22 protein-coding genes, 2 tRNA genes, 1 pseudogene and 1 riboswitch are annotated in these 22,604 nt (G+C 42.8%); of the genes and pseudogenes, 4 read left to right on the plus strand and 21 right to left on the minus strand.

Translation table 11 applies throughout. The features are described from left to right. Positions 1–70 precede the first annotated feature (70 nt). The 8 genes from IE039_RS06110 to IE039_RS08400 all read right to left on the minus strand — a co-directional run bounded on the left by IE039_RS06110 (position 71) and on the right by IE039_RS08400 (position 7,315). Complete coding sequence (locus IE039_RS06110; RefSeq protein WP_189428906.1) at positions 71–1,204, minus strand: D-alanine--D-alanine ligase family protein; 1,134 nt, start codon at positions 1,202–1,204, stop codon at positions 71–73. 58 nt (positions 1,205–1,262) lie between these two features. Further along, the gene (locus IE039_RS06115) at positions 1,263–2,264 is read right to left on the minus strand and encodes a DUF2785 domain-containing protein (protein WP_189428907.1); all 1,002 of its coding nucleotides are present in this window, start codon (positions 2,262–2,264) and stop codon (positions 1,263–1,265) included. Then, complete coding sequence (locus tag IE039_RS06120) at positions 2,264–3,481, minus strand: FtsW/RodA/SpoVE family cell cycle protein (RefSeq protein WP_189428908.1); 1,218 nt, start codon at positions 3,479–3,481, stop codon at positions 2,264–2,266. The genes IE039_RS06115 and IE039_RS06120 overlap by 1 nt, the downstream gene beginning before the upstream one ends. A 66-nt stretch (positions 3,482–3,547) precedes the next feature. Continuing rightward, on the minus strand, positions 3,548–3,757 hold the full coding sequence (locus IE039_RS06125; protein ID WP_010001017.1) for a DUF2969 family protein: 210 nt from the start codon (positions 3,755–3,757) through the stop codon (positions 3,548–3,550). A gap of 1 nt (position 3,758) precedes the next feature. Then, positions 3,759–4,751, minus strand: coding sequence for a rod shape-determining protein (locus IE039_RS06130; protein ID WP_029510347.1), 993 nt, complete (start codon positions 4,749–4,751; stop codon positions 3,759–3,761). A gap of 99 nt (positions 4,752–4,850) precedes the next feature. After that, the gene (locus IE039_RS06135; RefSeq protein WP_010001015.1) at positions 4,851–5,072 is read right to left on the minus strand and encodes a DUF1146 family protein; all 222 of its coding nucleotides are present in this window, start codon (positions 5,070–5,072) and stop codon (positions 4,851–4,853) included. Positions 5,073–5,196: 124 nt separating this feature from the next. Next, a complete protein-coding gene (locus IE039_RS06140; protein WP_189428909.1) occupies positions 5,197–6,636 on the minus strand; it encodes an amino acid permease in 1,440 nt (479 codons plus the stop codon). 79 nt (positions 6,637–6,715) lie between these two features. Next, positions 6,716–6,884: riboswitch (Lysine riboswitch) on the minus strand. Positions 6,885–6,901: 17 nt separating this feature from the next. Continuing rightward, positions 6,902–7,315: a hypothetical protein gene (locus IE039_RS08400; protein WP_010004994.1), complete on the minus strand. Its 414-nt coding sequence runs from the start codon at positions 7,313–7,315 to the stop codon at positions 6,902–6,904. Positions 7,316–7,730: 415 nt separating this feature from the next. Between IE039_RS08400 and IE039_RS06150 the strand changes: the two genes are divergently transcribed. Further along, positions 7,731–8,903: an LCP family protein gene (locus tag IE039_RS06150; protein WP_019040922.1), complete on the plus strand. Its 1,173-nt coding sequence runs from the start codon at positions 7,731–7,733 to the stop codon at positions 8,901–8,903. A 40-nt stretch (positions 8,904–8,943) separates the two neighbouring features. Here IE039_RS06150 and trpS read toward each other — a convergent pair whose 3' ends face one another. After that, the gene (gene trpS, locus IE039_RS06155) at positions 8,944–9,960 is read right to left on the minus strand and encodes a tryptophan--tRNA ligase (protein ID WP_189428910.1); all 1,017 of its coding nucleotides are present in this window, start codon (positions 9,958–9,960) and stop codon (positions 8,944–8,946) included. Positions 9,961–10,118: 158 nt separating this feature from the next. Here trpS and IE039_RS06160 point away from each other — a divergent pair, with 158 nt between their 5' ends. Further along, entirely contained in the window at positions 10,119–11,114 is a 996-nt protein-coding gene (locus tag IE039_RS06160) for a ketopantoate reductase family protein (protein WP_189428911.1), read from the plus strand. A 27-nt stretch (positions 11,115–11,141) separates the two neighbouring features. Here the strand turns inward: IE039_RS06160 and IE039_RS06165 are convergent, their stop codons facing one another. The 4 genes and pseudogenes from IE039_RS06165 to IE039_RS06180 all read right to left on the minus strand — a co-directional run bounded on the left by IE039_RS06165 (position 11,142) and on the right by IE039_RS06180 (position 15,763). Beyond that, the gene (locus IE039_RS06165; protein ID WP_189428912.1) at positions 11,142–12,080 is read right to left on the minus strand and encodes a DUF1810 family protein; all 939 of its coding nucleotides are present in this window, start codon (positions 12,078–12,080) and stop codon (positions 11,142–11,144) included. Positions 12,081–12,181: 101 nt separating this feature from the next. Beyond that, a pseudogene (locus IE039_RS06170) lies at positions 12,182–13,091 on the minus strand (nucleoid-associated protein). Positions 13,092–13,217: 126 nt separating this feature from the next. Further along, positions 13,218–15,449: an ATP-dependent Clp protease ATP-binding subunit gene (locus IE039_RS06175; protein WP_189428913.1), complete on the minus strand. Its 2,232-nt coding sequence runs from the start codon at positions 15,447–15,449 to the stop codon at positions 13,218–13,220. Between the two features lie 80 nt (positions 15,450–15,529). Beyond that, on the minus strand, positions 15,530–15,763 hold the full coding sequence (locus IE039_RS06180) for a hypothetical protein (RefSeq protein WP_010004488.1): 234 nt from the start codon (positions 15,761–15,763) through the stop codon (positions 15,530–15,532). A gap of 263 nt (positions 15,764–16,026) precedes the next feature. On the opposite strand from IE039_RS06180, the gene rlmD reads away from it, so the two are divergent. After that, a complete protein-coding gene (gene rlmD / locus IE039_RS06185) occupies positions 16,027–17,520 on the plus strand; it encodes a 23S rRNA (uracil(1939)-C(5))-methyltransferase RlmD (RefSeq protein WP_189428914.1) in 1,494 nt (497 codons plus the stop codon). Between the two features lie 48 nt (positions 17,521–17,568). Here rlmD and IE039_RS06190 read toward each other — a convergent pair whose 3' ends face one another. From IE039_RS06190 to mutY, 7 genes are all read right to left on the minus strand, one after another. Continuing rightward, positions 17,569–18,390, minus strand: coding sequence for a DUF1129 domain-containing protein (locus IE039_RS06190; protein WP_229782844.1), 822 nt, complete (start codon positions 18,388–18,390; stop codon positions 17,569–17,571). A gap of 11 nt (positions 18,391–18,401) precedes the next feature. After that, on the minus strand, positions 18,402–18,737 hold the full coding sequence (locus tag IE039_RS06195) for a PadR family transcriptional regulator (protein ID WP_010004867.1): 336 nt from the start codon (positions 18,735–18,737) through the stop codon (positions 18,402–18,404). Positions 18,738–18,860: 123 nt separating this feature from the next. Next, positions 18,861–18,933 (minus strand) — tRNA-Thr (locus IE039_RS06200). Positions 18,934–18,998: 65 nt separating this feature from the next. Continuing rightward, positions 18,999–19,080: transfer RNA gene (locus IE039_RS06205), tRNA-Leu, on the minus strand. 50 nt (positions 19,081–19,130) lie between these two features. Further along, on the minus strand, positions 19,131–19,517 hold the full coding sequence (locus IE039_RS06210; RefSeq protein WP_010004868.1) for a DUF6508 domain-containing protein: 387 nt from the start codon (positions 19,515–19,517) through the stop codon (positions 19,131–19,133). A 44-nt stretch (positions 19,518–19,561) separates the two neighbouring features. Beyond that, entirely contained in the window at positions 19,562–20,665 is a 1,104-nt protein-coding gene (locus tag IE039_RS06215; RefSeq protein ID WP_010004869.1) for an AI-2E family transporter, read from the minus strand. 5 nt (positions 20,666–20,670) lie between these two features. Next, a complete protein-coding gene (gene mutY / locus IE039_RS06220; protein ID WP_189428915.1) occupies positions 20,671–21,687 on the minus strand; it encodes an A/G-specific adenine glycosylase in 1,017 nt (338 codons plus the stop codon). A gap of 123 nt (positions 21,688–21,810) precedes the next feature. Between mutY and IE039_RS06225 the strand changes: the two genes are divergently transcribed. Continuing rightward, on the plus strand, positions 21,811–21,954 hold the full coding sequence (locus IE039_RS06225) for a hypothetical protein (protein WP_010000998.1): 144 nt from the start codon (positions 21,811–21,813) through the stop codon (positions 21,952–21,954). 72 nt (positions 21,955–22,026) lie between these two features. Here the strand turns inward: IE039_RS06225 and rlmH are convergent, their stop codons facing one another. Beyond that, positions 22,027–22,506 carry a 23S rRNA (pseudouridine(1915)-N(3))-methyltransferase RlmH gene (rlmH, locus tag IE039_RS06230; RefSeq protein ID WP_010004870.1) on the minus strand — a complete coding sequence of 160 codons (480 nt, stop codon included), beginning with the start codon at positions 22,504–22,506 and terminating at the stop codon, positions 22,027–22,029. Positions 22,507–22,604: the final 98 nt, after the last annotated feature.

Genomic DNA, 22,604 nt, shown 5'->3' on the forward strand with positions numbered 1-22,604 from the left:
ACACCAATCGAGATCTTCTTACTTAATCTACGTCACTAAATTCGTTCAAGTTATTTCTTGCAATCTGCCATTAATTAAACTTCCCTATTTTTTCTTCACCTAATGTGACAAATTGATAACTTAACTTGGCATTCTTCTCGAATTCTTCAAAACCATAGGCAATCATCTTTTCAACAAGTGCCACATTGTCAATATCTGAGTAATCCCACAAGCGCTTAAACAATGACATGTTTGTAAAGCCTGGCAACGTGTTAGGTTCGCCCAAATAAGGGACATCATTTTCATCTAGCAAAAAGTCCATCCGTGCTTCACCACGCAAGTTCAAAACCTTATAAGCTTTCAAAGCCATGTCTTTTACTTCTTGTGTGACGGCTTCTGGCAATTTTGCTGGGATTTCAAATTCAACGGCAGAGTTATCCACAAACTTGTTGTTGTAATCATACCAACCATTGCCGTCACCCTGATTTGGTACGGCATGGGCGCCAATTTCTGAGACCAATGGTTCATCATTACCGATCACACCAACTTCAAGTTCGCGTGGCCCCTTGACTGCTTGTTCCACCAAGACTTTGTAGTCATATTGGAAAGAATCAGCCAACGCAGCTGCAAATTCCTCAGCTGTTGTGGCGCGGGAAATGCCGACCGATGACCCTTGGTTTGCCGCCTTCACGAACACAACATCACCAAATGTTGCGACAACTTTATCCCAAGTCCAATCTTGCGCTGTTTTTTCATCCAAAACCACGTAATTGGTATTACGGATATTGTTAACCGTTAGCAATTCTTTCGTCATAGCCTTATCAAAGCTGACCGCATGACCACGCAGTGGCGCACCAACAAATGGCTTATTCAAAAGTCGAAAGAGGCCTTGTAGTGTGCCATCTTCGCCAAGATTACCATGCACGACTGGGAAGAAAATATCAAAATCTCCTGCTTCACGCAAAGCACTAATGCGCGCCAACGGATCCTTCGTATCAACTTTAGCCATGAAAGCATCAACAATTGGCTGTTCGTCTTCTAAGGCCAACACGCGTTTTGAGCTTTCAGGATCTAGGAAATAGCCATTTTGCGCAATTGCAAATGCGGTAATATCGTACTTGCCACTCGCTTCAATCGCTTGATAGTAGTTTTGGGCGGAACGCTTTGACACATCATGTTCAGAAGAGTTTCCACCAAATAATAGGGCAACGTGTTTTTTTGTCATTGTATTTTACTCCGGTTTTTATTATATCAATATGAGGTAATATTATGCAAGGTATATTTTATGTCAAGTAATCTTTTGTCTGCTCGACGTAGTGATATACCGCGTCAGGAACAGCCTGTCGATCTGTCAATAAAATCGCGTGAAAGAAACGTGTTCGGTTATACAGTTGATGCCACCGCCCTTCTGATTGTGGCGCTTGCCGCGTCACCAAATCTTTCCGCCATAACTTCAAGGTTAACAGCAGATAATCTTCGTAAATCGCATGTGTTTGCGCTGCTCGCAAGGCGACCTCAGCAATACGGTCGGTTTCTCCCATCACTAATGGTTGGTATAGCTCGCGATAGCCCGCTAACATACTGGCCATCAAAAATAATTTGTCAGCCCGCATGAGCTTTGGCATCAACATGATTTCATTAACCGCGTTGCCAATGTGTGTAAACGCGTGCGCCCAGCCATTAGTGCCGATGAACCCGCGCGCATCACGTTCTAGTGCCGCATATAAAGCCACCCGATTAATCACATAATCCAACAAGTCATCAGACATAAAGGCCGTTTTTGTCCGCTGCGTAAATAACAAAAGTGACACTAACAACACACTGAACGACCGTCGATAAATCGCCGCATTGTTCACTTCAAAAATGTGAGCAAATAATTGCTCATCAGACACCAGATCAGTGATTAACCACCGCATTTGTGACTCAGACAACAATTGATTTTGAATGATATCACTCAGGAAAAAAAACGCCCCAGTGTCACGATACTTAGGCAATGGATTAGCCAGCTGTGCCACTGCCAGACGTAGTGTTTCATCTGGAACTGGCAGCAACTGCGTCTCTCCGCCATGCGCTTGCGCAGCCGCCTCCAGTTGTTGGCTATACGATCGCATCACAATCAAGGCCTGTTCACCATCCACTGGTAACGCCACCGCAGTGATGGGTTGCGGTGACAACTCGGCCAGTATTTCAGCCATTGTCTCCCCTAGTGATTGAAAAATCTCACCATCACGCGTTTTATTTTTTAAAGCAATAAATTGTGTTTGTAGTTCGCTTAATGTCATCATTACATTGAAAACCCTGTCGACTCTTTAAAGGTCGCGTTCTGCTGTTGATAACCGATACTTAAAATCAGGCCAATCCCAATTAAGTTACCTAGTAGCGATGACCCACCTTGGGAAATAAAGGGTAGTGGAATACCAGTTAATGGTAGCAAACCAATATTCATCCCAATATTTTCAAATACGTGGAACAATAACATCATCACCACACCAGTAGCAATATACGCATAAAAAGCATTTTGTGCTTTAAATGTGGCCGCAATGAGGCGATAAATCAAGATAAAGTACAGCGCGATAAGAAAGACGCCACCAATGAAGCCAAAACTTTCACCAATTACTGAGAAAATCATGTCGGACTCACGCACCGGCACATAGACCTTCAAATGGCCAAAGCCTTGTCCAGTCAGTTGGCCAGAACCAATGGCCTTCAAACTTTGATACGTTTGATACCCTGATGATGAAGTATCTTGATCCGGATGTAGCCAAGTTTGGATACGGTCAAATTGGTACAATTTGAAGCCCAAAGCATCCAAAATCTGTTTCCCGGTTGCTGATGTTACTAATGCCAATAATGTAATCCCAATTGCCGCTACTGCTGCAATGACGGGACCCAGAATACGCCAAGTCACCCCTGATACAAGGGCAACGCCACCAAAGATTGCCATAAACACGAGCAATGTGCCCAAGTCATTTTGCATCGCAATCAAAACAGCGACTGGTAAGAAGCATAATGCCATCTTACCTAACAATAACCAATCCGAATGAACATCATGATGCTCATATTGGCGATTGTGTTGGGCCACCACCCGACTTAACATCAGGATAAACGCTGGCTTCACCACTTCGGATGGTTGGAAAGAAACTGGCCCGAAAACAAACCAGGATTTAGCACCGGTCGCTGCCGCCATCCCCCGGTTATAAAAGATCAAAACGGCCACTAGCAAAAATATGCCTAAGCCGTAGGCCACTGGTGCTAATCGCCAGAGTTGAGAGGCATCAAATCGCAACAAGAAGGCAATGATAATTGACCCTAAAATCCAAAACACACCCTGCACAATTGTCGCCCGCAAAGCGGATTGCATCGTGCCATACTGTGAGTTGAGTGCTGCTTCGAAAATCGAACTCAGACCAATAATCATAAATAGCAAAAGAATTAAAATAATGCCCCAATCCAATTCTGAACCGGACGTACGATTACTCATTTGTCGTGAAGGTCGTTGCATGTTGATGTTACCTCGTTTTATGTACAAACCCTTATCATGTTCATGATGAGGGTTTTTCTGATTATTTTATTGATATAAGTTAAAACTTGCTAAAATAGCTTCAATTGCTTCGTCTTGTGTTTTCGCTTGGTTAATCACTGCTTGCTGCCCAAAATAACCAACAAAACCACGATCTGCAGGTGCAACGTAACCAATCTGTTTCTTATCAATCAAGACTTGTGTTTGGTTTTCGACAACCACAAGCTCAACACCAAAATTTTGATTTTTCTTCCGCATATTACAATCCTTTACGCCCTGATTTCATGTGTTCAAGCAGTGCCCCAGCACCTTTAGCCACATTATCTAGTGGTGAATCAGACACAACAACTGGTACTTCTAACGCGTCAGACAACAATTGGTCCATGCCATGTAGCAAGGCACCACCACCCGTGAGCATGATACCACGATCAATAATATCAGCCGCTAATTCCGGTGGTAGCTTAGCCAAAACAGAGTGCGTGGCACGAACAATTTGTTGCAACGTGTCATGGAGTGCCTCTTCGACTTCGTTTGAGTTAATCGTAATCGTTTTTGGCATCCCTTCAAAATTATCACGGCCACGCACTTCCATCGTCAATGGTTCATCAACTGGCAAGGCTGAACCAATTTGAATTTTGATTGTTTCTGCTGTACGTTCACCGACGATCAAGTTGTGACGGCGCTTAAGGTAGCCCACAATGTCAAAGTTCATTTTGTCACCGGCCACGCGAATTGATTCAGACACTACGATATCGCCAAGTGATAGCACCGCAATATCTGATGTCCCACCACCCATGTCAATCACCATTGATCCAACTGGTTTAAAGATATCCAATCCGGCACCGACAGCGGCAACCTTTGGTTCATATTCCAGATAAACCTTAGCACCACCTGCTTTTTCCGCAGCTTGAATGATCGCCTTGCGTTCGATTTCAGTGATGTTTGTTGGGGCGCAAATCATAATGTTAGGCTTTGACATGAAGCCCTTAACATTCAACTTATTAACAAAGTACGTCAACATGGCTTCGGTGACGTCAAAGTCTGAAATAACCCCATCTTTTAAGGGACGTACGGCCCGAATATTGCCAGGTGTACGACCAACCATCCGGTAAGCTTCAGAACCGACTGCTAATACACGATCTGTTTTGTCATCAACTGCTACAACAGAAGGTTCGTTCAAAACGATACCCTTACCTTCTACATAAATGAGAACATTGGCTGTTCCCAAGTCAATGCCGATATCTTTTGCCATGTTTTGTCTCCAGTTTTTTTATTTTTATAAACGGGCGTACAACGCCGACTTGTCTACATAATCTAGTCAATTATACCACAGTTGCCAATCGTTTTTGAGCTACTTTCCAAATACCGTCGCTGGTAGGACAAGGATCCAATTCGTAATAGAAATAAAGAAACTCGCCACCAAATAGCCTAAAGCAATCGCCAAAATAATCTTTAAAAAGCCGGCTTGTTTCGGCGTATATGGCATAAACTTGGCGAAATTAATTGGCTTAATTGTCCAAAATACAAAATACATGGCCAATACATTGAGACTCAGCATAACTATTGGATTCATGTTGCCCCCCTTTTTTGATCATATTATTGTAATCAATTATAACAATATGCGCGATACTTTTTTCACAGTAACCACTTGCAATAAAAAACAAGACACCGGTTCAATACGCGGCATCGTGATATTTTCATTTCTGTTGTGTCAAATCAACATCTTCCAATTTAACGATGTGAGTTTTGTGACGAATTTTGTAGCCAACGTATAATACCACGAAGAGTGGCACTGATAAGTAAGTCACTGCAAGCTTCTCTAGATTAAACTGTGAAAAACTTGCCGGATCCTGACCAATAATCACTCCAATTGAAATCACTAGCGCAAACAATGGACCAAATGGGAACCATTTTGCTTTATATTTCAATGCATTCAAATCTTTTCCCTGCGCAACGTAGGCACGACGGAAACGGTAATGCGACAGCGCAATCCCAACCCAAGCGATGAATCCGGTCAAACCAGAAGCATTCACAAGCCAAGTATAAGCCACTGACCCACCCTTCGTATTTGAAATAAAGGCCAATAAACCAATTGCAGTCGTCAAGAAGAGGGCCGCTACTGGTACGCCACGGGTTGACAATTTTGCAAAAATCTTTGGTGCTTCACCCTTACGTGCCATGGCATATAACATACGGGTTGAGGCATAAGAACCTGAATTAGCTGATGACACAATTGATGTCAAGATAACCGCGTTCATCAAACTGGCAGCAAAGGCAATCCCAGCATTCTTAAAGACAATTGTAAACGGTGATTCGGCAACATTCTTAGTTGATGCACTCAACAAGCTCGGATCACGGTAGTAAACCAAAGCCGAAATGACGAAAATAGCCATAATATAGAAAAGTAAAATGCGCCAGAAAACTTGATTGATCGCCTTAGGCACAGACTTTTCCGGATCTTTAGCTTCACCAGCAGTAATCCCAATTAACTCAGTACCTTGGAACGAGAAGCCAGCCACAACAAAGACTGACAAAATAGCTTGCGGACCACCGACAAAACCATGGTTCCCAACGGATAGGTTTTTCATCACGTTAATATCTGAATGGATAACCCCAAAAATCGTAGCGACACCCACAATCAAAAAGGCAATAATCGTGATAACCTTTATCATTGACAGCCAAAATTCTGTTTCGCCAAAGGCTCCCACGGAAAAGAGGTTAATCAAGAAAATGAACACCATAGCCACCGCTGAAAAAATCCACGATGGCGTATTGGGGAACCAAAAGTTTGACACCAAACCAACAGCCACAATATCGACGGCCAATGTGATCGCCCAGTTAAACCAGTAATTCCAACCCATCGCAAAACCCAGTGCGGGATCAACATAGCGACCGGCATAATCAGAAAAAGAACCTGATGTTGGTGAATAAGTTGCCATTTCACCTAAACTGGTCATCAAGAAATAGACCATGACACCAATTGCCAAATAGGCAACAATCGCCCCTGAAGGACCAGCTTGGGCAACCGTCACACCGGAAGCCACAAACAAACCTGTTCCAATTGAACCACCTAAAGCAATCATTGACACATGACGTGTCTTGAGATTACGTTTCATCTCACCATTATGTTCTGCCATTAACATTCTCCCTAATCGGGGCAAATAAAAAGCCCCTTTCTTGTAAATAGAAAGAGGTCTAAAAAGTTATTTTATCGTAACTTTTCAAAGCACACCACGTCGCCGTGACAGTCTAACAACTATTCGTTGTTAGCCCAATTCCCCGCTGCCTTGCGAGAAATTTCGGCAACCGCCCCTTTCGCGTAAAATCACTGTTCTTGGCGAACTCATTTACGTTACTCATGTTGGTTGCAACCTCTTTGATAACTTGAATATCATATCATCTTTAAATTAAGGTGTCAATTTCTAATACATGACGCCAATGTTTTGCATGCCGACGATACTGCTGTTCGCTCAATTGCCACCAAAAATAGCCAAAACATAGCGCCCCAAGCTCACTCGATAGCGGCATGCCATTTTGCTGCATGCGCGCTAACGCCATCAGACACCAGCCAAACACAACCAGCAACTGAATTCCCCACTGCCATTGCCAATTAGCTGTTAATCTTGGCACAATAATAACGGCAATAACCGCCAAAATCTGAAACCACCAAACTAACAAGAGGTCTGGCATCATTGGTCCCATTTTGAAACCCTTGTCCCAATAAGTGGTTAACACCGTCGATAATAATTCAACCACCAGCAACCCTAAGATCTGCGTGGCAATCAACCAACCCATGGCAATTTTATAATTGACCAAGTAGAAATACCGATAATCCCTAAAATTGCCAACCAGTAATGCGTCAATAAACCAGCAAAACCAATCCCTTGTTGTACAAACTGCGGTATAAAATTGTGTACTGCTAATTTGCCCCATCATTCATAACATGTATAAACAGCAAATTAAACCGTACCTGAATGGCCAAAATCAAAAAGAAACCACCAAAAATCAACATCAGGTATTTTCTTAATTTATCGGGTTGAATTAACATGCATTGAACTCCCTTGTCTGTTGCTCATAATCATTGTACCATTATCGCCAATATCATTAGTTGAATTTCATAATTTGGCGCTTTTTTAACTTTGTCTTTATATTCACGTGTTATAATTGTGATCCCCTATTATTAGGTTAAAATGATAGGCTAATCTAGCAACATTTTAGGAGATTAATTCGTATGGAGCCCCAACCAGATTCACGCGCGCACCGACATCAAGTGCCAAAGCACAAGCTACGCAACCTGATTTTTATTGGTATTGCCATTATTGTGTTTGTAATCGGCTGTTTTGCTTGGTTAACCATTCACAACACAAAAGGTGTTATCGATAAATCATATGCTGGTGCCGGTCTCACCAAATCCCGTGATGTATCCGAAGTGATTAAAAGCGGTCGACCAATTTCAGTTTTATTGTATGGCACGGATACCGGTGAGTTAGGTCGCACTTATCGTGGTCGTACTGATTCCATGATGCTATTGCTTATTAACCCTAAAACTGAACAAACAACCCTGATCTCACTACCTCGTGACGCCATGGTCTCAATTGACGGTTTTGAAAATACTTTCCCACAAAAATTGAACGCGGCTTACGCTTTTGGTTCAACTGCTACGTCAATTAAAACGGTAGAATCATTTTTGAACATCCCCATCGACTTCTATGCCCTCGTCAACATGGGTGGTCTAGCAACGATGGTTGATCAAGTTGGTGGTGTGTCCGTCAAATCACCACTTGATTTTACTTATAGTCAAGAAACTGCCCACAATTATGGCCCTAATCTCTACCGTTTCCACAAGGGCAGTAACAAATATGAGCATTCTGACGATAACGGTGTAACTTGGTCCGATTCAAAAACGGTGATGAATGGTGATGCTGCTCTGGCCTTTTCACGTATGCGCTATGGTGACCCGACCGGCGATTATGGTCGTCAGCAACGACAACGTTTAGTTTTAGAAGGCCTCATCAAAAAGTCAGCCAATGTGTCCAGCTTACTCAACGACAAGTTCATGGCCACTATTTCTAAAAATGTGCGAACTGACCTCACGTTTGGTGATATAACAACAATGGCTAGCAAATATATTAAAGCCAAAAATCATATTACCACCGAACACATGCAAGGCGTGACCACCAATTACCCCGATGCTGCCGGTAACGATGTCTCTTATGAAGTGATACCACAAACGGAAAAGCAACGGGTCACGGATCTCGCTAGAAAAGCCCTTGGTCTTAAAGCCGCGAAAACTGGCCGCCCTTATGGTGGTAAAATTCCATCAAGTCTCGCCAATATCGCGGCATCATTACGCCCAGCAGGCGATAACAGTAATGACGAAACCGATACAACGACAGCACAATAAAAGCACCATGCCAAATGGCATGGTGCTTTTTTATCATGTTTTATCCAAAGTAATCAATGCCCATCGCATGGCGGACATCTTTCATCGTCGCTTCCGCCACAACATTAGCACGTTCTGATCCAGTTTTTAACATTTCCAGCACCGCCGGAATATCCTGAGCAAATAGTGCACGTCGTTCACGAATTGGTGCCATTTCGGCTTCCATCACGTCAATTAAGTGCTTTTTTAGCCTCATATCACCTAGACCACCAGCCGTATAGTGTGCCTTCAATTCAGCCACGCGTTCTTTGTCAGGATCGAAAATATCAAGGTATGTGAAGACAACGTTGCCCTCAACATGTCCAGGATCGTCAATATTGATGTGCAACGGATCAGTATACATCGCCTTCACTTTTTTGGCCAATGTATCGGCATCATCAGAAATATAAATGCCATTACCCAACGACTTAGACATCTTAGCATTGCCATCGATACCAGGTAAACGCCCTTGTCCCTTCGGTGGAAAGACACCGACTGGTTCAACAAGGACATCAGATTGGTAGGCATTGTTAAATGACCGCACCAACTCACGTGCTTGTTCTAACATAGGTTCCTGATCATCCCCAACCGGCACTTTAGTGGCACGGAAAATGGCAATATCAGCAGCCTGTGACACCGGATAAGTTAAGAATCCAGCAGGGATTCCCTCACCAAAGCCTTTTTGTGAAATTTCTGCTTTCACAGTCGGATTACGTTGTAGACGTGCTACTGACACCAAGTTCATAAAGTATTCTGTCAGTTCAAATAACCCTTTGATTTGTGATTGTACAAAAATCGTTGTTTTTGTTGGATCAATCCCAGCTGCCAAATAATCCAAAGCAACTTCTGTTAGTGACTGCCGAATTTTTTCTGGATTACGCGCATTATCTGTAAAAGCTTGCGTATCAGCAATCATCACAAATGGTTCATATTCACCTGAATTTTGCATTGCCACACGATTTTTTAATGACCCAATATAATGACCGATATGTAACTTACCAGTTGGTCGATCACCTGTTAAATAAATTTCTTTAGACATTTTAACTTCCTCTATTAAAAACGTGCAACATGCACTCTACCTCTTATTATACGGTAAATTTCACAATGTTCATAGCCAAAAAGATTAAAAATACCCTTGACTTAAAATGTGATAGACATTAGAATAATATCATTATATGACGATAGGAGATTGATACGATGAAATATGCAGTAGTTGGCGCAGGCGCAATGGGATTGCGATACGGTATTCTTCTTCAGGAAAATGCAGGTGTCCCAGTGGACTTTGTTGAACCCACCCAGGCGAGCTTAGATAAGATTCGTACGCAAGGCGACAAAGTTTGGAAATCACGTGATCACAAAGACCGTCATGAAATTAAAATCAACATTTTCTCACCTGAGGAATATGATGGCGCGCCTGATGTCTGGATTTTCTTTATGAAGCAAATGCAGCTACAAGATACCCTCGATCGTCTGGCACCGAAATTCAAACCTGGTCAAACAGCCTTAGGTGCTATGAATGGCATGGGCCACATTGAAAAACTACAGCAATATTTCGATGATGAACACATTATTGGCGGTACAGCCATGATTGCGACTGTCTTAAACGATTTTGGTGACGTCGACTTTATGGGCGCAGAAGGCGCTGGTTCTTCTGTCTATGCCAATTTGACAGAGAAACCTTCCGCAACCATGGATGCGCTCCTAACTGACTTTGAAGCTGCGCATTTAAACCCAAGTTACACCGAAAATTTCATGGGTACACTGCTGACTAAAGTCTTCTTCAATGCCGTTGAAAACTCGATTGCAACGATGTTTCAATCGCGGATGGGCCAACTCATGGCTTACGACAATTTCCTGGAAGGCATTGCACGCCCACTCATCAACGAAGCTTATGATGCCGCTGAAGCTGCTGGTATCGAACTCATCGAAAGTCGTGATGATATGGTGGCGCAAGTTGACTATGTCTCAAACGTGGCCAATCCCCTCCATTTCCCTTCTATGTACCAAGACTTTGTGAAGGGACGGCCAACCGAAGTTGATTATATCAACGGCTGGATTGCGGACCTTGCGGATAAACACGGTACCCAAGCACCAAATCATCGTTTGGTCACCAATTTTGTCCACTTAGCTGAATCAATGCGTGAATTCACGCCACCTGTTAATAAGTTAGCCCCAGATTATACTGGTGCTTAATAAAAAAGCATGCTGCAGCATGCTTTTTTATTGTGCTAACAAGGCCAATGTTTCAGCGTGTTGGACACCATTAAAGTATTTATCAAGTGCTTGTTGGTAAAGGGGTGTCTCCGGCGCCACTTGATTAAATAGTGTCAAACTGGCTTGGAACTTTGGTGCATCTACTGCGCTAAACATAGTCACCGGATCGTTACCTGCCAATGCCAGCGTCGTGGCGACAATCGCCTCTAAACGCGTCCGAAGTACTGGATCTGCCAAATAAGCTTGCGCCTCTTTGGCATCAGCTAATCCATAATAAATGGCCCGCTCACTTTTACCCAAAGCGCGTAATTGCGGTAAGACGTACCACATCCAATGCGTCTGCTTTTCGCCCTGACTTAATTCTGCTAACGCATCAGTGTACGTGTTAACCCCGACAATTTCGCCGTTTTGCGCATCCACAAAGCGCTGTAAGGCTGAATCAAGCGTGATATTTTGGACAGAACCAGTTGCTTGGTACTTTCTAAATAAACGATATACGGCCTGTCCGGCAAACGTCAGGTGCACGTGATCAATCGTTTGGGGTGAGACCCACTTTTTGGCATCGATTTCCGTCTCGTCAATATCTGTTTGTTCAACCGTCCAATCCGTTAAATGAAAAACCGTCGTATAGAGTTTTGCACGGTCGCCATTTGGATAATGCGCCACAAATTGTTTGCCGGATACCGTCCCGATCAATTGCAGGTTTTTCGGGTCAGCCGTGATGCCTGCTTCTTCCGTCGCTTCTCGCGCGGCATTCTCTTGCCAAGATAATTCTGGTTCAACGTAGCCCCCAGGAAACGCCCAACCATCAAAATCCCGATTATAAATCATCAGCAATTCACCCTGTCGGTTTTCAATCACCACATCGGTTGTGGGCATCACTAATTCAAAATCGTGACCTACCTGTTCACGAATTTTTGCAACATAAGAATCTGCGTATGGCATGACATTGTTTATCCAAGTTATGACTAACTTAGCCCTTTCTTACCTTATCCTATTTTCCTCATTATAGCAGTAAATGATCCGGTACCCAATAATTGATACTGTCACACTGAAAACTTATTGGCAATTTGTTCAATATCTTTAATGGCCAGCGAGATTGTGCCATTATCATGATTGATAAATTCGACTTTTGAGCGATCTTGATAGACCGCCATTGGGATTGAAACTTCAATCCCTGAATCTAATTTGAATTTTTTCACACAGTACTTCTTTTCATATTTTGGCGTATTCTCAACTGGTACTTTGGGGTCAACCGCCTTTTCAGTTAACTTTTCTTGATATTGCGCTTGAGCTGTCAAATTATCTGGAAACACCTGTTCAGCAATTGCAGTCGTATCAATCTGGCCCGTTGACAAGCCGTCATAAATGACTACCTGAGTCATCGCTAATGCTTCATGCGCCGGGATGTCGTCAAACTTTTCAGCCACAGACTTCACCGTTCGCTTAATGGTCTGAATATTTTCTTTCAACGACGTTTCGGGTGTCAACGCCAGAAACTTTTCCGAAAAGTAGGCACAACGTTGGCAATCAATCACATATTTTTTCTCTAATAACTGATAACGTTGCGTCGTCAAATCAACGATAATCGCCTCATCGACGGTTTGACTACTAGCTGGCAAAACTGTTTGGTTCAACACCAAATTATTCACCATCTGATCGTCAATATAGGTCACAGTGTGCGCATAACGTGGTGAAAAATTCAACTTAAGTAAGCCAAAAATTGGGCGGCTAATGCCGTCGTCATCTCTGAAAAATCAGGATTAGCCAGCATCGTTGCCAGATAATCTTGCGCTGTTAAAGTACCTTGTTTCACATCCCCAGCTGACACTTTGGCGACCAGTTTTTCAATATACGTTTGTACCCAGCATTATCCAAGGGCATCTCCCCTTGTGACGCGATAAGACTACCTGTGTTCGTGTCTAGAATGTGTAACATTGCATGTTGGATAATCATCTTTGCATCCTTTAGGTTTAATTATTTTATTATATCATGCACGCGAATGCCGCTATCTTGCGCATAACAAAAAAGTCGATAAACCTTAACGGTTTATCGACTTATCACGTATTATCGCGTAGCTAATTACTTCTTGTCAGACTTGCCTTTGTGGTCCTTGCCCTTACGAGCTTCGCCCTTATCAGCTCCAGCATCTGAAGCTTCACGAAGTTCTGCATCTTCATTCACGACATCATTGTCAGTCAAAGCGGAAATGACCAACTTGCCGTCAACTAAGTCAGCAAGCAAGTGCTTTTCTTCAGGGTTTTCAAGATAGAAGTCCGTTACTTGATCACGGATTTGTTGTTCGATCACACGACGAAGTGGACGTGCACCCATTGCTTCGTCATAACCTTGTTCAATCAAGTATTCCTTGGCAGCATCAGTCACTGTCAACGTGATGCCCTTCTTAGCCAATGTTTCGTTCACATCGTCCAACATCAAGTTCACAATCTGCTCCAAATCAGTCTTTGTCAAAGCTGAGAATTCGATTACACCGTTGAAGCGGTTCAAGAATTCTGGACGGAAGTAAGGGGCCAAACGGTCCATCAATTCACCTTCGCTCTTGTCTGAAAAGCCAGCGTTTGATGTGGCAATAATCACTGTGTTCTTGAAGTTCACAACGTTACCTTGACCGTCAGTCAAACGACCATCATCCATCACTTGCAACAACAATGTCAAAACTTGTGGGTTAGCCTTTTCAATTTCATCCAATAGGACAATTGAATATGGATTGCGACGAACCTTTTCAGTCAATGTGTTGCTGTTGTCGTCATAACCAACATAACCTGCTGACGTACCAATCAACTTTGCTACGGCTGTCAAGTCTGAGTATTCTGACATATCCAAGCGGATGATGTTTTCCTTTGAACCAAACATTTCAAGGGCTAATTGCTTAGCCAATTCTGTCTTACCAACACCAGTAGGACCGACAAATAGGAAGCTACCGATTGGACGGTTACCTTCGTCAAATCCGGCACGATTACGACGGATGGCACGTGCCACCATGTTAACAGCTTCATCTTGACCAATAACCTTACCAGCCAAACGTGAACCGATTGTCTTCAAACGTTCGATATCTGAGGCACCCATTTTTGATACTGGGATACCCGTCAAACGTTCAACAGATTCAGCCACATCGTTTATTGTTGCAACAACCTTAGTTGCTTTGTCTGCGCCAGCAATTTCCTTTTCCAAGTCAGTAATCTTGTTCTTGTGCATCAAAGCAGCTTCGAAGTCTTCGTCAGAAACCGCCTTTTCTTGCTTTTCCTTAGCTTCAGCAAGTTGCTTTTCAAGACTTACCTTATCTGTAACAGGGTTCTTAGCACTCAAGTGTGCAGCTGTCATATCCAACAAATCAATGGCTTTATCTGGCAATGAACGTTGTGGGATGTATTGGATTGAATAGTCAACTGCAGCCTTCAATACTGGTTCTGGCAATTCAACATGGTGGTGCTTTTCATACAATGGCGCAATACCCTTAAGGATTTCCAATGTGTCCTCTGCTGATGGGGCATTAACCGTTACTTCATTGAAACGACGTGCCAATGCGGCATCCTTCATGATTGTGTTACGGTATTCGTCTTGTGTTGTCGCACCAATAACTGAAATTTCACCACGGCTCAAAGCTGGCTTGATGATATCAGCCAATCCCTTACCGCCATCTTGGCCACCAGTCGAACCGGCACCTAGAATTTGGTGGATTTCGTCAAAGAACAAGATGATGTTTCCGGCAGCCTTAACTTCCTTTATCAAGTTTTGGATGTTTTCTTCAAAGGCACCACGGAATTGTGTGCCAGCTTCAAGACTTGAAATATCAATTGAGAAGATTTCCTTGTCCTTAATTGCGGCTGGGACATCACCATTTACAATGGCTTGTGCCAAACCTTCAACAACCGCTGTCTTTCCAACACCGGCATCCCCAACCAATATTGGGTTGTTCTTTGTACGACGGCCAAGGATTTCAGCTGTTTCTTGAATTTCCTTGTTACGGCCAATAACTGGGTCAAGCATACCTTCACGTGCTACAGCCGTCAAGTTACGACCAAGCTTCATCAAGATACCTTCTTGCTTAACTTGTCCAGGTTGTTGTGCAGCCATGCGACCGTTACCAGCAACATGTCCTTGTCCTTGTTGTGTGCTTTGTGGCAACTTACCAGTTTGACGATATTCTGCAAATTGTTCAGGTGTTACTTCTCGTCCGTTGATCAAGTAACGACGGTTTTCAGTGTTGAAACCGTTCATGTTACCCATCATGTTGTTAAAAATTTCGTTCATGTCAGATCCGAATGGATCATTGAAAAAGTTGTTATTTGCCATAAGTATATTCCCCTCTTATCTTAAGTTATAATCAAAATCATCTGTGTCAAGCCCCAATTACGCTGATATCAAATAACGGTTCAACGTCTCTCAGGGTTGAAATAAAAATTTTCTAGATCGCGAAGCACTTCCCAAGCAGCCTTATTTTGGGCCTTAGCAAGTGCATCCAAATCTCTGACATTTAAACTAGTTGCGTCTGATTGTGTTTTGTTAAACGATTTATGAAGCGTTGTATAGCTGTAACCAGACGCCTTCGCTACCCGATAAATCGTGAGCGAATTATCAGCTAAATACGCCTTAATATCAAATCTCATGGTCGTTTGCTCCAACTGATTTATCTATTTTGTCTGGCCGCGCACATGAACGTGATGTCGGTCAATAAAGTTTATGTTCCGCTTCATTCTCACACATCCCCTTTACGACTATTATAACACTTTTGTATTATAGCGCAAGTATAAAACACTCACTTTTGTAAATTATTTTATCAGCCCAGAGCTGTTATACTGAATAGATAACAACGTCACCATGGCATTGCATTGCAGAAAGGACATGTGCGTGATCCACGTACATCATAAACATGACAGAAAATACAAACAAAAAACGGGCTTATGCACAAAAAGCACGGCCAACATCCGGCAAAAAGTCCTATTATGGTAAAAAATTTGATCCCCGTCGACAAGATCGTCGCCAAGCAACCGGCGACGGGGTCGATGTGCGCATCGGTCAAAATTTTCCACTCACCATTAAGCGTTTAGGGATCAACGGCGAAGGTATCGGCTACTTCAAACGTAAAATCGTATTCGTCCCCGGTGTTTTACCTGATGAAGTCGCAGTCGTTAAGGTAACCGATGTCCAACCAAAATACATCGCAGCTAAAGTGCTCAAAATCCGTGAAAAGTCCCCTAGTCGGGTCGCCCCACGCGATGAGTACGCCGATGAAGTCGGTGGTTTTGAACTGGAACACATGACTTATCCAGCACAATTAGCCTTCAAAAAAGACGTGATTGCCCAAGCCTTAGAAAAGTTCCAACCACGCGGTTGGACTGATTATGACTTGCGCGATACCATTGGTATGGCAAACCCCTATGAATACCGCAACAAAGCGCAATTCCCTGTGCGAAAAATTGGCGATAAGCTGAGCGTTGGGATGTACAAGCGCAGTAGTCATGATTTAGTTGACTTACCTGTTGTGCACACGCAAGATCCAGCAACCATGAAAGTACTGCAGACAGTCCGTGATTTGCTGGATAAATTATCCGTTTCGATTTATAACGAAGATAAAAATCGTGGGACTGTCAAAACCATTGTCGCGCGTGCGTCACATACTACCGGCGAAGTCCAATTGACCTTTGTCACCAATACTGATGGCTTCCCTGGTGATGTCGCCTTAATTGAAGCCATTAACCAAGCCCTCCCAGAGGTCACAGGTATTTTTCAAAACTTTAATCCTGGCCGAACAAGCATTGTTTGGGGTGAAGAAACCATCAAATTATGGGGGAAAGATTACATCGAAGAAACGATTATGGGGAAAACTTTTCAGTTATCACCCCGTGCCTTCATGCAATTAAACTACACCCAAATGACCGTTGTTTATAACGAGGCCCTTGCTGCCCTTGATTTGACTCATCCGGATAAACTCGTGGATGCTTATGCTGGTGTCGGCACAATTGGGCTGAGTTTGGCAGATAAGGTCGGTGAAGTACGCGGTATGGAAATCATTCCAGAAGCCGTCGATGATGCCAACATTAACGCTGAAATCAACCACATCACCAATGCCAAATACGAAATTGGCACGGCAGAAGAACTCTTTCCAAAATGGCAAGCAGAAGGTTGGATCGCCGACGCCCTCGTTGTAGATCCACCGCGTACTGGTTTAGACACTGCCTTGCGTCGTGAAATTCTACGTACCAAGCCAGAAAAGTTTGTGTATATTTCTTGCAACGCGTCAACTTTAGCACGAGATTTAGTTGATCTCACCCAAGCTTATCAGGTGGAGTATATTCAAAGTATCGATATGTTCCCACAAACTGCCCGTTGGGAAGGCGTCGTGAAGTTAACACGCCGTGCTTAAAACATAAAAACAGCCAAACCATCAATGGTTTGGCTGTTTTTAGTTTTATCATTCTGATTTCTTCATTTTTTTCACTGCAAAGTAACTCATTAAATAAAAGACAATCATCACAATAATCATTAACCCAGCGTAAAGATAACGACCAGATTTCATACTAAGCAACGCATCAAAGTGCGGTATTCTTGCAATAATACCCATAATACCAAAGGCCAACGCTACAATCACAAAAGGCGTCCACATCTGTTTATCTGTCAATCGCAGATAAACAATTCCGCCTATTAACCAACCTAACAAAATAACACCAATCCCCCAAATGCCATCAAGCGATATTCTGACCGGAGTTTTCACCAAAATAGTGATTAAAGATAGCGGCGCCAACGCAATAATACCTATAAGACACCAAATCAGCCATTGCATCACCTTATGCAAGCGCCACGTCGATACGCGATAAATCGTTAGCGCAAGGTACTTAAAAAGTATCGTAACCATTAGCAAGGCATACAATCCAGTAATTAACATGGCCCCCACATCAGTTGGTTTACCTGTTGTCGTCAATGTTGGAAAGATGGTAATGCCTATATAACTCCCGACAACTATCAGCGCGAGTTTAACCACCGCCCAAAAACTTCTGGGTACTTCTGCCAAAAATGCATCCGCTACCTCTTTTGGCTCTTTTCCGAAATAATCAACTGCAGATAGGCCATCTTTTTGGGCAGCAAGAATATCCTGTAATACATCAAGTAAGAATGATTCAATCTGCGCCTCATCACGCGAGACACTTTGAAAGCGCAAATAAAGTAGCAAATCATTATAGTAGGCTTTATTTTCATCATTTAAATGTTGCCGCAATTGGTTATTTTCTTCAATCATCTGATTTGTGTTCATTTTCTCTCCCCCTCAATCATGCGATTAACGACATTTGCTAAGATATCCCACTCCAAAAGAAATGCCTGCTTTTCAACTTCCCCAGCTGGTGTCACATAGTAATACTTACGGTCTGGACCTTCTTGCGACGGTTGCATTTTCCCAATAATTAACCCACGCCTTTCCATTGCAGCTAATAGCGGATAAATTGTCCCTTTTGGAATACCTTCTAGGCCATAGTCATTCATTTGCTTACTAATGCCGTAGCCATAATCGGGTTTTCGTGACAAAATAATGAGCATCATCCCTTGTAGAATGCCTTTCAACATTTGACTCGACATATTTTGCTTCATGTGAATACGACCTTTAGAACTATATTGTTTAACATACTAGTAGTATATAATATTTTTACTATATTGTAAAACATACTAGTGAACAAAAGAAAAAGCAGTGATTTAAAATCACTGCTTTTTTGATGCCGACTAGCGGATTCGAACCGTTGACCCCCTCATTACTAGTGAGATGCTCTACCAACTGAGCTAAGTCGGCAACGCCAAGTACTCAAGTATACCCAAGTTATACTAGATACCCCAGAGAACAAATTGTTCTCTTAGTACGGGTGACAGGAATCGAACCTGCACGCCTTGCGGCACTGGAACCTAAATCCAGCGCGTCTGCCAGTTCCGCCACACCCGCATTTAGTTGATTAGACAACTATATTAGTTTACTTTAAATTCCAACATTCGTCAAGACTTTATTTCACTTTTTTCCTTCAACTGATAGGCCCGTGTCATAAGATCAAGTAAAATTCCATTTTCCACTAAAATCTGCCACATCCCTGGCGTGTATTTCTCCCCGCGAATGATCGCTGACAACACCGCACGCACTAAATCATAGTCTTCTGACGTAGCGGCAATCTCTGCCACAACGGCTTCTGGCACCCCTTCATGAAAACCATGTTGTCGTAAGGTGCGGTCAAAATTACGATCAAACTCAGCTGACTTAAAGTAACTTTGCGCGAGTGCCAAAATATCAACTGAATAGGCTGGATATGGGCCAGCTGGCCAGGGAATTGGTTGGCCTTTAGCTGATGCCAATACGGCAATATTTTTTTCAAAGTTAAATGCTTGCATAACTAAACCCCTACTAGATTATACTCAGTATCTAGTATAGCACATTACTTACTTTTTGTCAGTATAAACAATTCAGCAGCAAACTGTACCACCACGCGTAGGATAGCATAAACTGGCACAATCAAAATCACCCCAACAATGCCCCATAAGTTACCTGCAACCATCAATAAAATCATAATTGTTAACGGATAAATCGCCAAACTTTTACCAATCACATTTGGATAAATGAAGTTCCCATCCAATTGTTGCACAATCGTCATGACAATCAACACCAGTACCACTTGTTTCCAAGATTGCGTGCTTGCAATAATGAGGGCTGGCACCACACCAATCCATGGCCCAAGGTAAGGCACAATATTTGTAATACCGGCAATAATCCCAAGCAACCAAGCATAGGGTTGTCCAATTAAGAGATACCCAATGGCCATTGACGCACCAACGAAGCCCATTTCAATTGCTTGTCCGGAAATATATTTTTCAATCGTTGTATCCATCTTTGTGGTGAGTTCTGATATTATTTCCGCATGTCGTGCAGGAAATAGCTTTTGAATGGCGGGCACCAAGCGATTCCCATCACTTAACATATAAAATAAAATGACTGGAATTGTGACCAAGTTAATGGTCACCGTTGTGACTGTTGAAGCAACAGTGCCAAGTGTTCCAGCAGTTACCGTCAAAAACGAGCCTGCATATTTGCCCACTGCTGTTTTAACTTGTTCCACATCAACCGACAAATGAAGCGCATCAAACCATTCACTCTTGACGACTTCTGTCGCGATGCGTTGCGCATCATTCACAAAGCTTGGCAAAGCATTTACTAAATTCGTAATTTCTTGAATTAACGTTGGCACCAACACAACGAGTGCCCCGACAATCATGGCTAAAAACCCCAAAAATGTGATCACAACCGCTACTTGATGTGGTATCACCTTACCACGGATTTTAATTTTTTGAATCAGTGAGACCAGTGGCTTTAAAATATAATACAGAAAACCAGCGACCACCAAAGGCGCAAAGACCGTCGAAATGAAAACCTGAATCGGGCGCATCAAAAAGTCAAAGCCAGAGACGATATACACCAGCAGTGACAGCGCTAATAATTCAATTGTCCAAAAAAAGAGTTGTTTTAACTTAGGATTTGGAAACATGTGTGTTATTCCTCCAACGCATTCAGTAATTTGTGTTGTACTGTGGGCAGTGATAGGTGCTGCCACTGATCAGGCGTCAAGTATTGTCGATTATCAGTTAATGGCAAGTCTCGTTTCACAAGCCAAATTTCCCACCGGCGATGTGTAAAGACGTGCACAATGGGTTTAATATGTAGCTGTTCACCGACAAATTGCTCAATATTTTGAATTTCTTCCAACGGGAAAGTCCAAAAGCCCGATAACAAACCAGTATCTGGCCGTTTTTCAAAAAGCAGACGCCCATCTTTTTCTGAAACAGTTGCCATATACAGTTGCTTAACTGGCTTCTGCTTTTTTGTTTTAACCGGATAAGCCATTTCCACACCATCGCGATAAGCTGCGTTAAAGGCCCGTACCGGTGAATCCGCGCTGTTAGGATTTTTAGCTGTCATATAACTTGAACCCAGGTCCATGATAGCTTGGTTAAAGTCTCCTGGTCGATCAGGATCAACGATTGGCAAGATGGCATCGTAAAAAATCTTGCGCGATTTTGGTTGTGCAATATCAGCGTCAATTTTTAGTAAACGACTAAACACGCGATAAGCATTCCCATCCACAGCCGGCACGACTTCGCCAAAGCTAATCGAAGCAATGGCTGCTGACGTATAAGGGCCAACACCTGGTAAGACTTGCAGATCATCAGCACTTTCCGGCCAATGCCCATGTAAATCATCCACAACAAAACGCGCCGCTTTTTGTAAATTCCGCACCCGTGAATAGTAGCCTAGCCCTTCCCAAAGCTTTAACACTTGTGCTTCTGGCGCACGCGCTAAATCCTGAACGGTTGGTAAAGCCTGCATAAACCGTTCATAATATGGCAGCACAGTATCCACTTGGGTTTGTTGCAACATGATTTCTGATACCATAACCCGATAGGGGTCATGATCAACACGCCAAGGTAATGTCGCACGTCCCTCACGGTCATACCAATCCAGTAATGTGCGACGAAAATTTTCAATTGTTTCTTCTGACCAAAATTCCATAATACTATTGTACCCTAAGTTAGCCTGAATTTAGCACGGGTGATTCGCAAAGCCTTGTTTTTTCGGGATATATAACGTATAATAATATCTTGTATGTAAAACATTTAAAAAGGAGTACCCATCATGGCATTAAAGAAGCCGCTTAATTCATTCGCCCGTGCTCGCAAGGTCGGACACAACTCAGCCAAGAAGCAACGCCAAATTGCGATTGCAAAGTTGCAACAATGGGCAAAAGGTAAGTCAGAAGAATTACCTGAAACAAAGTAATCACATCTGATCCCTAAAAAAACCAGTACATGTACTGGTTTTTTTGTTTGCCCTTTTTTCATATAAAAGCGCTTATTTATGGTACGGCGAGCCTTGTTGAATCATAAAGGTCCGATAAATTTGTTCAACCAACACCAAGCGCATTAATTGATGTGGCAGTGTCAGCAGACCAAAACTCATTTTCATATTGGCGCGTTGCTTGATCGTAGGATCAAGCCCTAGCGAGCCACCAATAATAAACGTGATGTCTGAATAACCTGCTAAGGTAACATCTGCTAGTTTTTGCGCAAACGCCTCTGAAGGAAATTGCTTGCCTTCAATCGCTAGTACAATCACAAAATCGCGTGCCCCAATTTTTTCTTGAATCCGCGCCCCTTCTTTCATGAGAATTTGTTGATTCTGGGCTTCACTTGCTTTATCTGGTGTTTTCTCATCGGCTAATTCGATAATGGTTGTTTTAGCAAAACGTGATAATCGCTTCGTATATTCCGCAATTCCGGCTTTCAAGTAGTCTTCTTTTAATTTACCGACAGTGATAATTTTAATGTTCATAATGGTTAACACCTTTATATTTTCTTAAACTTTTTCATCATGATGCAAACATTTGTATCTGACAACTTATCCACAATTTGTCATACGAACAAGATAAA

The organism is Leuconostoc lactis KCTC 3528 = DSM 20202, from assembly GCF_014651235.1.
GTDB classification, from domain to species: Bacteria; Bacillota; Bacilli; order Lactobacillales; family Lactobacillaceae; genus Leuconostoc; species Leuconostoc lactis.